General features: G+C 40.8%; 10 protein-coding genes. 6 read left to right on the top strand and 4 right to left on the bottom strand.

Features of this window, described 5'->3' with window-relative positions:
- Positions 1-94: 94 nt before the first annotated feature.
- The 4 genes from GGR21_RS17220 to GGR21_RS20825 form a co-directional block, all read right to left on the bottom strand.
- Positions 95-2,422: a GH92 family glycosyl hydrolase gene (locus tag GGR21_RS17220; protein ID WP_183308476.1), complete on the bottom strand. Its 2,328-nt coding sequence runs from the start codon at positions 2,420-2,422 to the stop codon at positions 95-97.
- 19 nt (positions 2,423-2,441) lie between these two features.
- Positions 2,442-3,425: a glycoside hydrolase family 130 protein gene (locus GGR21_RS17215; RefSeq protein ID WP_183308475.1), complete on the bottom strand. Its 984-nt coding sequence runs from the start codon at positions 3,423-3,425 to the stop codon at positions 2,442-2,444.
- Between the two features lie 180 nt (positions 3,426-3,605).
- A complete protein-coding gene (locus GGR21_RS17210) occupies positions 3,606-4,904 on the bottom strand; it encodes an MFS transporter (RefSeq protein WP_183308473.1) in 1,299 nt (432 codons plus the stop codon).
- Between the two features lie 643 nt (positions 4,905-5,547).
- Entirely contained in the window at positions 5,548-5,736 is a 189-nt protein-coding gene (locus GGR21_RS20825; RefSeq protein ID WP_221233034.1) for a class I SAM-dependent methyltransferase, read from the bottom strand.
- 357 nt (positions 5,737-6,093) lie between these two features.
- On the opposite strand from GGR21_RS20825, the gene GGR21_RS17200 reads away from it, so the two are divergent.
- The 6 genes from GGR21_RS17200 (at position 6,094) to GGR21_RS17175 (ending at position 13,511) form a co-directional block, all read left to right on the top strand.
- Positions 6,094-6,804, top strand: a complete 711-nt coding sequence (locus GGR21_RS17200) for a FadR/GntR family transcriptional regulator (protein ID WP_183308472.1) — start codon at positions 6,094-6,096, stop codon at positions 6,802-6,804.
- Positions 6,805-6,853: 49 nt separating this feature from the next.
- The gene (locus tag GGR21_RS17195; RefSeq protein WP_183308471.1) at positions 6,854-7,897 is read left to right on the top strand and encodes a Kelch repeat-containing protein; all 1,044 of its coding nucleotides are present in this window, start codon (positions 6,854-6,856) and stop codon (positions 7,895-7,897) included.
- Positions 7,898-7,920: 23 nt separating this feature from the next.
- Positions 7,921-8,850 (top strand): dihydrodipicolinate synthase family protein, encoded by a 930-nt coding sequence (locus GGR21_RS17190; RefSeq protein WP_183308470.1) that lies wholly within the window; start codon positions 7,921-7,923, stop codon positions 8,848-8,850.
- A 314-nt stretch (positions 8,851-9,164) separates the two neighbouring features.
- Complete coding sequence (locus GGR21_RS17185; protein ID WP_183308469.1) at positions 9,165-10,808, top strand: sialidase family protein; 1,644 nt, start codon at positions 9,165-9,167, stop codon at positions 10,806-10,808.
- A gap of 6 nt (positions 10,809-10,814) precedes the next feature.
- Positions 10,815-12,068 (top strand): MFS transporter, encoded by a 1,254-nt coding sequence (locus GGR21_RS17180; protein WP_394353493.1) that lies wholly within the window; start codon positions 10,815-10,817, stop codon positions 12,066-12,068.
- A gap of 12 nt (positions 12,069-12,080) precedes the next feature.
- Positions 12,081-13,511, top strand: a complete 1,431-nt coding sequence (locus GGR21_RS17175) for a sialate O-acetylesterase (RefSeq protein ID WP_221233033.1) — start codon at positions 12,081-12,083, stop codon at positions 13,509-13,511.
- Positions 13,512-13,533: the final 22 nt, after the last annotated feature.

The following is a 13,533-nucleotide window of genomic DNA, read 5'->3' as shown; positions in this document are numbered from 1 at the left end:
GGAAGAGGCTAGCACGGCCATTCCAAACAATAGATAACCTAAACACCTATGTATATTCTGAATATAATCTGATCTCATTGTAGTATTATGGTTTTTATTTTTGTGATGTCAGATTAATGGAGAGTCTTTTTCCATTAATAAGTTCATTATGGGAAATACGGTAATTCCGGAGGGTCTTGCCATTCAGGGTCATATCTTTTATATATATATCACCCGGTTTATCTCGCTTTGCTTCGATAACCAATTCTCCCTGATTCCAATAACGCTGGTCGAGCTTTATTGTTATCCGGTCAAATACTGGGCTTGTCAGCGTGTAGTATGGTTCTCCCGAACAATCGGGATAGAAACCCATCATACTGAATACAGCCCAGGCGGACATCGTTCCGGCATCATCATTACCAGGTATACCGTCTGGTTTTGTGGTATAATGCTTGTCCAGCAGACGTCGTACGTGATGCTGGGTACGCCATTCCTCCCCTTTAAAGCGGCTGAAAAGATATGGATAGGCGATATCCGGTTCATTGGCCGGATCGTAATATCCTTTATCGAATACCATTTCCAGTTTGTCAACAAACTTCTTCTTCCCTCCCATAAGTGTTGCTAGTCCATTGACATCGTGAGGAACATAAAACGTATAATTCCATGCGCTACCCTCATGAAAACCCGGATTTTCTTCAAAATTCATGCCCCGTTGGGGATCGAAAGGAGAGAGGAATTTCCCATTGGGCAATATAGGGCGGAAAGTGCCATATTCGGGTGAATAATAGTGTTTATAGCCTAAAGACCGTTTCTTGAAAAGGGTGGCATCATCCTTCTTACCCAAGGCATCCGCCAAGAGGGATAATGAGTAGTCGGCTATGTAATATTCCAGTGCATGGGAAACCGAATTGTCGAATTCGCTGCGCAGGGGCACATATCCCAGTTTCATATAGTCATTGTTGTCGGGGCGCATACGGTTAAAGTCCCCTTTGAGCAATGCGTAATAAGAATCGGGAAGCGCGCCTCCTTTCCTTACCGTATCGGTTGTATAGGTTATGCCGGGCATCGTTGCCGATTTATGGAAGGCTTCGTATGCGGTTTCAATATCGAATTCACGCAAGCCTTTCAGCCAGGTATCTGCTATGACAGGGATAGAAGGATCGCCTTCCATTGTCCATGTCTCGCGTCCGTATAGTTCCCACTTAGGCATCCAGCCCCATTCTTCGTACATACCGATCATTGACCGCACCATATCTGTTTGCCGGCCGGGCCAGACAAGCGTCATCAGCTGATGGAGGTTGCGGTAAGTATCCCACAGGGAAAAGACTGTATAACGGGTGTTATCCGTCTTGAGGATTTTATTCCCCTCCATGGCCGGATACTCCCCGTTGACATCATTCAATACATTCGGATGTATCAGCGTATGATAGAGTGCTGTATAAAACACTGTTTTCTGCTCATCGGTTCCACCTTCAACCAGTATACGTGACAGGTCGCTGTTCCAACTCTCGCGGGCTTCGGCAGATATGGCGTCAAAATGTTTGTCTTCCGTTTCTGCTCTGAGATTGAGCCGGGCGTTTTCTATACTGACGAATGAAACGCCAATCTGCACCTCTATTTGTTCTCCGGCGGCTACATCGAATGTAAACCATGCCCCAACATCATCCCCTGCTATATCTTTATTATATCCTTCATATATTTTATAACGTCCGTGATCCTGATCCCACTGGCCTTTAACTCCCTCCATCGGGCGCTGCTTCTTCCAAAGACCACTTTTTACAGGAACTTTATCAACGATACGCATTACAAAATAGATAGGAAAGATTGCTTTCGGATTGTAGCAGAACGTTCCCAGCATCTTCATACCTTCGACTTCGTCAGTACCGTTGAACCGGACAAATGCACCCGTTTCATTGGTAAGTCCCTGTCCGAGATTGAGAAGTATATTGGCCTGCCCCGCGGGAAATGTATAACGGTGAAAACCTACACGGGAGGTAGATGTCACTTCCGTTAAGATATTGTACTTTGTAAGTTGATTGGTGTAATATCCGGGTGATGCCTTTTCCCCAGTGTATTTACTTCCATACTTGGAATAATCCACCTCGAGTTCGCCTGTGGTAGGCATCAACAGCAGCGAGCCCAGATCGGGGCAGCCTACGCCACTCAGGTTGACATGGGAATATCCTGTGAAAAAGACATTGTGGTGTTCATAAGGTGTAGACCACCAACGGGCATCTTTATCGTATTTATTATCAGCAGAGCCCATTACATTAAACGGAACAACAGACATCATGCCATTGGGCACGACTGCCCCCGGGTTGGTTGTCCCGAAATTAGTAGTCCCGATAAAAGGGTCTACCCAATCGACAGGCTGTTTATCCTGGGAATATAATGAAACCGTTGCAGTGATAATTGCAATTACTAAAGCGAAACGTCTTCTCATCATCAATTATTCTTCAGAATTATACGATATTATTCTTTTTAGTGAACTCTATAATTTCATGGGCATACCCGAACGCCATTCCGACAACAGTATCGGCACAACCATAATAAACGGCTACGCGGCCTGTGGTCGCATCATACAAGGAGGCACAAGGAAACACAACATTGGGAACATCGCCCTGCATCTCATAAGGTGCTGCCGGAGCCAGCAGATAAGCACGGGTGCGGTATAGTACCTTTGCCGGATTGTCTTTATCCAGAATAGCTGCTCCCATCGAGTAACGGAATCCGTTGCAGGTGGTTATAACCCCGTGGTAAAACATCAACCAGCCCTCTTCTGTGAGGATAGGGACCGAACCTGCCCCTATTTTTGTGCATTGCCATGCCGATTCGGGGAAGGGGGTAACTTTCATCACACAACGGTGCTCACCCCAATATTTCATATCCGGGCTGTAGCTGATATAGATATCGCCGAACGGCGTATGTCCGTTATCGCTGGGACGGCTGAGCATGGCATATTTACCGTCTATCTTTTGCGGGAATAACACGCCGTTGCGGTTGAAGGGAAGGAAAGCATTTTCGCACTGGAAGAATTCCTTGAAGTCGAAAGTGTAGGCTATACCGATAGTTGGTCCATGATAACCGTTGCACCAGGTGATCCAGTAACGGTCTTCGATCCATGTCACCCGTGGATCGTATTTATAGTCCGAATCTATCATCTCCGTATTGCCGGCTTTGAAGCGGATCGGTTCATGTTCGATATCCCAGTTTATTCCATCCTTGCTGAATCCGGCAAAGATATTCATCTGGACAGCTTTGTTGTCGCAGCGGAAAACACCGGCATAGCCATCCTTGAATGGTACGACTGCACTGTTGAAAATACTGTTGGAGGACGGAATATGATAACGCCCGATTATCGGGTTGGCCGAATAGCGCCACATTACGTCTTTACATCCTGCCGGACGGTCTTCCCAGGGCAGTCCTGCCAACGGCTGCCCTTCCATTTTAAGTTTACCTGTCATAATCTTGATTGTTAGTTTTGATCAGTAGTCAGAGAAATCATCATTCGTTTCACTTATTAGTAGTTAAGGAGTTAAAGTATTATTTACTACCTAACTGCTAAATTGTGAAGCAACTGATAACTACTTAACTTCTCTGACTATTGATTTTCATGGTTTATATATTTATTTGATTTCCTCTGTTAAAACGTCTTTCTCGGATTCATCCCTGTCAGGATATTTAAATGGAATAATGCGTGAAACGATCAGGGCGGGGATCATAGCAATGGCTACTACTATGAAAAACTGTTTATAACCCAGCCAGTCGCTCAGCATACCGCTTACCATGCCGGCAAACATATATCCCAGGTTCATTACTCCCGACGCAAATGCATAATGTGCCATTTTGTGCTGGCCGGGCGCTACCTGTTGCATCATAAATAAAGTAAGCCCGACGAAACCAAACCCGTAACCGAAGTACTCACAGACTACGGCAGAACCGATAAGAAAGATATTGGACGGCTGGAATATGGCAAGCAGCAGGTAGATCAGAAACGGAAGATTTATGGCGCAGCAAAGCGTGAACAGTGTTTTGCGTAGCCCTTTGGCTGAAATATAATACCCGGCGAGTATGGAACCCACTATAAATGCAATCGCCCCGAATGTGCCGTTGATAAGCCCTATCTGGCTTACTTCGAGCCCTAGCCCGCCATTTTCGACAGGTGCTTTCAGGAAAAGGGGCAGGATCTTGATCGCGAGCCCTTCGGCAAGTCTGTATAAGATGATGAAAATAATATAGAAAGCGATATTTTCCTTTTTAAAGAAAGTAGTAAAGACGTTTTTAAAGGAAGCCCATCCTTCTTTTGCAGTACTGATCTGAGCGGCAGATTTCCCACCTGTAGGCAGCACCTTGCTATGCCACAGGCTCAACAGAATCATAACCGCAGCACATACGCCCATGATAAGCATCCATGCATTGACAACGCCCATACTGTTTTTGAGCATGCCCGCCAGGAAAACAAGCCCCCCGTTGGCTACAACCTTTGCTATATTGAAGAAAGCTCCCTGCCAGCCGATATATTTTGACTGGGTCCTGGTATCGAGTTCGGTCATATACACCCCGTCGGTAGCTATGTCGTGTGTGGCACCGCTAAAGGCTATAACGCCCATGAGCGCGATGGCATAGGTAAAGAAATCGGGTAGTGGCAGGCTTAAGGCTACCAGCGCAAAGCAGATTCCGGTGACCATCTGAGTGCCCACAACAAAATACTTCTTTGTCTTGAACATCTCCAGAAAAGGACTCCACAGCGGCTTCAGGCTCCAGGGAAGAATAACCAGCGATGTCCAGAAGGCGATTTTGGCATCGGATATGCCCATTTCAGAGAACATGATGACCGAAACCAGTTGAACCATCACAAAGGGTAATCCCATGCCGAAGTAAACGCTCGGTACCCACTTTAACGGATTAGTTGTTTTTATTTGCATATGATATATATATTTAAGGTTACATAAGAAACAGTAATAGTTTTTTATCATTTTTGTTACGATCAGCTGTCAATACATCTTTAAATTCTCTCCTTTTAGTATTAATTTGCTTTTGACAGGTTCAGACAATTCTTGTATTTAAGACACTTCATTGAGCTAGAACCCTAACTGGAATATTGAAAATTTATGAAATCTTAGGTATTATTATATATATGAGTGTTTCTGTAAGCGACGCCTTGTCTTCGGTGAGAACTGTAACAGAATCACCATCCGTTATTTTCACTATTTTACCCTTTATCGTGGATGAGACTAAATACAGGGAAAAAACAATAAGCATGAGAGCAATAGTATATTTTTCAACTTTATCATAAGTTTAGTCTTTGATACCCCCCCCCATAAAATACTGAAAAACATATTCTTATGTAGTATATCCACTCTGTCGAATCCTACTTTTTTCATCAGGTCTAATTGATAATTTATCGATCTTGGAGAATCTTCTTTTTCTACATAGGCCAATACTTGTTCTCTGTATTTTTTCCGTTTATACTTTCCAGATAGCCACCATCTTTCTCCCATGTATATTCATTTAGGACTTCCATATTCTGAGTTATCAAATCCGATATCATTAAACAGCCTCCGGGTTTTAGTAATTCATATAATTTTTGAAAGCCTGTTCCCAATCCCGGTTCTCCCTGAGATGATATAATACAGCTCCGGCAAGGATAATATCAAAAGAACCTTTGCTAAGAGAAACTTCACGTATATCGCCTTGTATAATTCCTACTTTCCCTTTTGTTTGTTCAGATACTCTTATAAAAGCCTTGTTGAGCATTGGTTTAAGATTATAAGAAGAAGAAAGATCAAAAGTTGAGGACATCATTGATAAAACTTCTCAATAAGATTGAATTTGAGACCAAACAAGAGCAGCTTTACGAACTTTTGAAGATTCATAAACAAGGATATATTGATCTTTATTTTGTAGATAGGTCTCATTTTGACTTGACACCGAATATACCGTATGTATGGGCAGCATAGGGTGAGGCTATATTGTTTCCAGCTTCTAAATCAAAAAGGGAGTTATTTTATGTTTTACAACAGAAATTCTTTTTATTTACATATTTTAACTTGATTTGTTATTTATATTGTTTTTATTTGTCAGACAAATAAGATTAATTATATAAATCATACTATGAAATTGCAAGACAATCCTATTACTTTAGTTGATCAGGTTGAAGACCGTTTACTTACATATTTTAAGGAGAAAAATCTTAAATGTGGAGACCATATTCCTAATGAAAATAATTTGGCAGAAGCATTGGGGGTAGCGCGTAGTGTCGTTCGGGAGGCCTTGAGCCGATTGAAGATGATGGGAATGATAAATACGCGGCCACGGAAAGGAATGACCTTGACAGAGCCGTCCATTCTTGGAGGGATGAAGCGAGTCGTAGATCCCCGGATACTAGGAGAAGATGCCTTGTTTGATATATTGGGATTTAGGATTGCTTTAGAGATTGGAAGCGCAAGCGACATATTTTTGAATATAACACAAAAAGATATAGATGAGCTACGGGAAATAATAAAATTCGGTATTCAGTTTGGAAATAACCAATATGCTCCAATAAGCGAATTCTCCTTTCATGCTAAATTATATGAAATAACAGGAAATAAAACAATTTCCCAGTTCCAGGGTATAATACATCCCGTAATGCTATTTGTAAAAGAGAAGTTTAAAGATTTTCTTGAACCTATAAATATACAATTGAGCCAGAATAATTTATTGGTAACACACACCGATCTGTTCGAATTAATTGAAAAGAGAGATGAAGCCGGATATAAACAGGCAATAGAGAATCACTTCAAAGTTTATAAAATATTTATGAACAGTAGAAACCGAAACTAAGCTATTATCCATAGCCATGAAATATTATGAACTTATAATAATTATATTAATGGGGCTAGTTTGTTGTAAATCTGAAACGGACAATAAAAATATCTCTATCATTTGGGATAATAGCATAACTCTTCCTTCTTTGGATGGTATAAATAACAATAAAGGAGTTGCAGGAGCTTTTTCCGGATTTATTGGTGATGAATTAATTGTTGCCGGAGGTGCAAATTTTCCTGTTGGCTATCCATGGACAGGTAGTCAGAAAAAATGGTGGAGCACGTTATATTCTTTTTTAGATAACAGAGACTCAGAATGGAAAATATATAACGATCTTTTACCTATGGCAATAGGTTATGGTGTTACTGTTAAGGTAGGCGAATCTTTACTCTTTATAGGAGGTTGCGACAAGGAGAAATGTTATTCGGATATATTACTTATACAAAAAAAGGAGGATTCAATAATAATTACGTCCGAACATGCATATCCTTCTTTACCCGTTCCTCTGGCGAATATGGCAGGAGTTATAATTGATAATAAAATATATATTGCAGGAGGACAGGAGTCAATGATACAGGAAAAATCTACAGATCATTTTTTTGTACTTGATATAGATAATACAGATGCCGGATGGAAAAGGTTGCCTTCTTGGCCGGGACCATCCAGGGGATATGCAGTATGTACAGCGCAGGATGATATGATATACTTATTCAGCGGAAGAAGTTATGGCCCGGATGAAGAAACAATTATGCACACCGATGGATTCCGGTTTGATCCGGTTGAGAATACGTGGACAAAGTTATCCGGACATTTTCCGGTGATGGCCGCAACAGCCATTACATGGAAGGATGACAAAATAATCTTCTTGGGTGGAGTTGATAAGATTCTGCCTACCAATCCCGAACATCCTGGATTTTCTAATGCAGTCAGAATTTATGACACAAAAACCAACATATTGGATAGTCTTACGACGTGCCCATATCCAGTACCGGTAACAACATCGGTTGTTATGTTTAATAAAGAGACCTTTTATTTATGTAGTGGAGAAATTAAGCCTGGAATTCGTTCTCCGCAGATAATAAGAGGAACTATAAAAAAAGGTGACTAAACCCGCTAAACTAGAAACAAATTATGAAAAACCACGAAAAACTAACAGGTATGATTGCCGCTACTTTTACTCCATTCAAGGAGAATGGAGATGTAAATCTGGCGGAAATAGAAAAATATGCAAAATGGATAGCTTCTACGCCCATAAAAGGTGTTTTTGTATGCGGAACAACAGGGGAATTTTCTTCTTTGACCGTATCAGAGCGTAAAAGCATACTTGAAAAATGGATTATAGAAGCCAACAGGGAGTTTAAGGTAATTGCCCATGTTGGTTCTAATTGCCAGAAAGCTTCAATAGAACTAGCAAAGCATGCTCTGGATGTAGAGGCAGATGCCATTTCTTCGTTGGCACCATCTTTTTTCAAACCTGGGTCAGTTACAGACCTTATCGACTATTTTGTCCCGATAGCACAAGCCGCTCCATCTTTACCGTTCTATTATTACAATATGCCTGCCATGACAGGAGTAAACCTGCCAGTAAACGAGTTCCTGAAAGAAGCAAAGAAAAGAATACCTAATCTGATGGGAACAAAATTTACACATAACAATCTTATGGAAATGGGGCAATGCCTGAATGTAGACGACCATTCTTTTGAGGTTTTACACGGATATGATGAAATCCTTATATCGGGATTGGCAATGGGTGCCATTGCAGGAGTTGGAAGTACATATAACTATATTCCTGAAATTTATGATGGTATTTTCAGATCCATGCAGGAAAATGATTTAAAAACCGCACGGGATTTACAGATGAAATCAATACAAGTAGTAGAAGTTATCATTAAGTATGGTGGTGGTGTAAGAGGAGGGAAAGCCATCATGAACCACATAGGTATAAATTGTGGAGATTGTCGTTCTCCTATAAGCCCGTTCTCTTCGAAGGAGGGAGAATTATTAAGAAAAGACTTGGATGAAATAAATTTTTCAGAGTTGTACAACAAAATAGTATATTAAAATAAGAGAATGTAAAAATAATAAAACCCAGCCCACAGGTTTTATATAAAATTACTGACAATTATCTAATACTAGAAGGCTTTAATCCTACTCGGTCAAACTCATAAATTATAACAAGCAGTTAGCACTTATATACTCATTAAGCAGTAGAAAGGATTTAATTCAATAATACTAATTATAACTAACCTGCTAACTGTTGCTATTATATATAAAAATAATATATAGGTCTGAAACCTAAATAAACTTTTGCTTTCTGGAAAAATGAAGTAAAACCCGCTTTCTATGGAGGATAGCGGAAAGAAAAAACTATCTATATGAAAAGAACTAATTTTCTGCTGTTTATAGTATTTCCGTGTAGCATACTTCTGTTCTCGTGTGCTGATACTATACGAAAAATACAGGTGAATATAGAAAAACCGGAATTACCTGTATTAGTAAAAAAAGATGTCAATCCAGTTCTTAAAATTGACTTTGTTAGGTTGGATAGTTTGCCCTATTCGGTAGAAGAAATCAAGATTTCGACAGAAGGCACTACTGATCTTTCGGATATTTCATCAATAAGTTTATATGGAACATTGGAAAATGGGCAAATAGATACTTCAGTTCAATTGTGCGAACCTCAACAAGCAGCCAAAACCGTTAAATTGAGAAATGAAATATTAGCAGATAAAGACACCTTTTCTCTATGGGTTACAGTGTCTTTAAAAGACAAAGTGCAATTAGACCATAAAATCAATCTGGCATGTATTGATATAAAAACTTCTAAAGGGAAATTAAAGTTTGATATACCAATGACATCTCCTTCTCGTATTGGAGTGGCCGTAAGGCAACACAATCAGGACGGGGTGCATACTTCGCGTATACCGGGATTGACTATTAGCAAGAATGGTACTTTACTGGCAATTTTTGATGCCCGGTACGAATCTTCCCGCGACTTGCAAGGACATATGGATATAGCATTACACCGGAGTACGGACAAGGGCGTCACATGGCAACCTATGCAAATTGTGCTGGATATGGGAGAATGGGGAGGACTGCCTCAAAAGTTTAATGGAGTTAGCGATGCATGTATTCTTGCTGATGATAATTCTGGTGACCTGTATATCGCCGGATTATGGATGCATGGGGTTTTAAACGCAGAAACAGGAAAATGGGTGAGTGGGCTTTCTGAAGAAAGCAAAGAATGGATACACCAATGGCGGAAAAAGGGCTCCCAGCCCGGATTTGGAGAGAAGCAAACGAGTCAGTTCCTCATTGCCAAAAGTAGTGATGACGGCTTAACATGGAGTAGACCTGAGAATATTACATCCAAAACGAAAAGGAAAGAATGGTGGCTTTTCGCTCCTGCACCAGGGCATGGGATTACCTTATCTGACGGAACGCTTGTACTCCCCACTCAGGGAAGGGATAGCCGTGGTGAATCATTTTCCAATATTACATGGAGCAAGGATAAAGGCAAAACCTGGGTAACAAGTAACCCCGCTTTTAGCAATACTACCGAATGCATGGCCGTGGAGTTATCTGATGGTTCCATTATGCTCAATATGAGAGATAGTAAAAATAGGGGAAATAAAAAGACGAATGGCCGTCGTGTGGCAGTTACAACTGACTTGGGGCAGACATGGAAAGAGCATGTCACATCTCATAATGCATTAATCGAACCTACATGTATGGCAAGTATTCACCGTCATCGATATAAAGAAAACAGTGAAGAAAAAAGCATCCTTTTATTTGTAAACCCGAATGACCATTCTGTAAGGGACAAAATAACCCTGAAAGTAAGCTTTGATGATGGCATGACATGGCCTGAGGATAAATGGATATTACTCGACCAGTATAAAAGTGCAGGCTACTCATGTATAACATCCGTAGATGAAAACACGATTGGAATTTTGTACGAAAGTAGTCAGGCAAATCTGGTTTTTATACAGATCCCGTTATCCGAAATTCTAAATTGATGATATATGAAAATCTCAAACTCTAAATACATGAAAATATACCCATGGATTGTTGTGGGGTTACTCTGGGTGGTGGCACTCCTCAATTATATGGACAGGCAAATGCTGTCAACTATGAGAGTGCCAATGATGGGTGATATTGAAGAATTACAATCGGCTGCTAACTTTGGACGTCTTATGGCCATTTTTCTCTGGATTTATGGACTGATGAGTCCTATCTCCGGTATTATTGCCGACCGATTAAACCGTAAGTGGCTTATTGTAGGCAGTCTGGCAGTCTGGTCTTTGGTCACTCTGTTGATGGGTTATGCGACCGATTTCAATCAGCTTTACATCTTGCGCGGAGTCATGGGATTAAGTGAGGCTCTGTATTTGCCTGCGGCATTGTCCTTAATAGCCGATTATCATCAAAATAAGACAAGGTCGTTGGCTGTAGGTATTCATATGACGGGGCTTTATGTTGGACAAGCTATCGGTGGATTCGGGGCAACTATTGCTGCAATGTATACATGGAATCAGACATTTCACTGGTTTGGCATTATTGGCATTGCATATAGTCTTGTCTTAGCTGTTTTTCTAAAAGATAAAGAAAGGACAATCAGTCCCGACCTTGATAAAAAGCAGAAAAAAGAGAAAATTCCGGTAATGAAAGGTCTGGCCGTCTTATTAGGTAATATATCTTTCTGGGTAATACTGCTTTATTTCTGTATCCCGAGTTTACCGGGATGGGCTACCAAAAACTGGCTGCCAACCCTCTTTGCCGAGAATCTGTCAATAGATATGTCTATGGCTGGTCCTATATCTACGATTACTATTGCCGCATCATCTTTCATTGGCGTTATTTTCGGAGGGTTTCTTTCCGACAAATGGATACAACGAAATTTGAGAGGACGCGTATATACCGGAGCTATCGGGCTAGGACTGATTATCCCATCTCTTCTTCTTATCGGATTCGGACATTCTTTGATTATGGTGATAGCCGGGGGTATTCTTTTTGGAATTGGATTCGGTATGTTTGATGCCAACAATATGCCTATCCTGTGTCAGTTCGTATCATCGAGGCACAGAGGTTCGGCTTATGGGATAATGAATATGTGCGGTGTGTTTGCCGGAGCAGTTATCACAAGATTTCTGGGAGAATCCACCGATGCAGGGCATTTGGGACGCGATTTTGCTCTTATGGCAGTAGTTGTATTAATAGTGCTTGTCATTCAGTTAACCTTCTTAAGGCCGAAGACAAGCGATATGCAAGAACAATAAAAACATTTATTTATGAAACTAATTAAATATTTTATACCAATTATTCTTCTGCTTCAATATTCGCTAATTGTCAAGTCTGAAATTATTCTCCCTTCAATATTGGGAGACAATATGGTATTGCAACAAAATGCAGAAGTAAAACTATGGGGATGGGCCAAAAAGTTGACAGACATTACGATCTCTACATCATGGGATCATATAGTATATAAAACAAAGTCGTCGGATACTGGTGAATGGGCTGTAAAGGTGCAAACTCCCCGGGCAGGAGGACCATATAGTATTAATATCTCAGACGGCGACAATCTGATAATAAACAATATTCTTATAGGAGAGGTCTGGCTATGTTCGGGGCAATCAAATATGGAAATGCGCATAGAAGGTTTCAGAGGACAACCTATAGAATCTTCATTAGATGTAATAAGTATGGCCAGTCCGGACAATGATATCCGCTTTATCACCATTCAGAGAGCGAGCAGCCAGATTCCTCAAAACGATTGCGTAGGCCAATGGCAGGAAAGCAATCCGGCATCTGTATTAAAAGTAAGCGCAACTGCTTATTTTTTCGCTCAGTATTTGCAAAAGGTATTGAATGTTCCTGTCGGGCTGATATGTTCCAGTTGGGGAGGATCAAAAATACAACCTTGGATAAACGAGGCTACCTACAGAGAAAACTTTCCTGAAATATCTCTTGAAGCATTGACTAAAAACGAAAAGGAGATAAAAGACCCTCGCTATGAACCGGCATTATTATACAATGCTATGATAAACCCTGTGCTGAATTATGTGATTAAGGGAGCTATCTGGTATCAGGGGGAAAGCAACAGAAATGAAAGTGATTTATATAAAAAGCTATTTCCTGCAATGGTAAGATCGTGGCGCAAAGAGTGGGCACTTGGCGATTTCCCTTTTTACTATGTGCAGATAGCACCTTACTGCTATGGTAAGGATAATTGTGAGAATACAGAGGCCGCACAATTGAGACAGGTTCAGTTGGAATGTATGGATATTATACCTAACAGTGGTATGGTAGTAACAGCCGATATCGGTTATACTACCTGTATCCATCCGCCAAAGAAATCAGAAGTAGGCAAAAGACTGGCTTTGTGGGCACTGGCCAAAACCTATGGAAGAGAAGGGACTCCTCATTCCGGGCCACTGTATAGTTCTGTAGATGTTGATGGCGATAAAATCTATGTAAATTTCAAACATAGTGAATATGGCCTAACCTCTTACTATGAAGATATTTTTGGATTTGAAGTGGCTGCGGCGGATAAAGTGTTTTATCCGGCTAAAGCAAAGTTGACCGCCAAGAGTACAAAAATATTATTGACTTGTGACAAGGTAAACGATCCGGTATATGTAAGGTATGCATTTCGCAATGATGCGGTTGTAAACCTATACAATAATTTCAGGCTACCGGTATCTCCTTTTACCTCAGAGTAACTGATATTTAATTAACGACGAT

The organism is Dysgonomonas hofstadii (genome assembly GCF_014196915.1).
Taxonomy (GTDB): Bacteria; Bacteroidota; Bacteroidia; order Bacteroidales; family Dysgonomonadaceae; genus Dysgonomonas; species Dysgonomonas hofstadii.
This window is presented reverse-complemented; position numbering and strand designations above follow the sequence as displayed.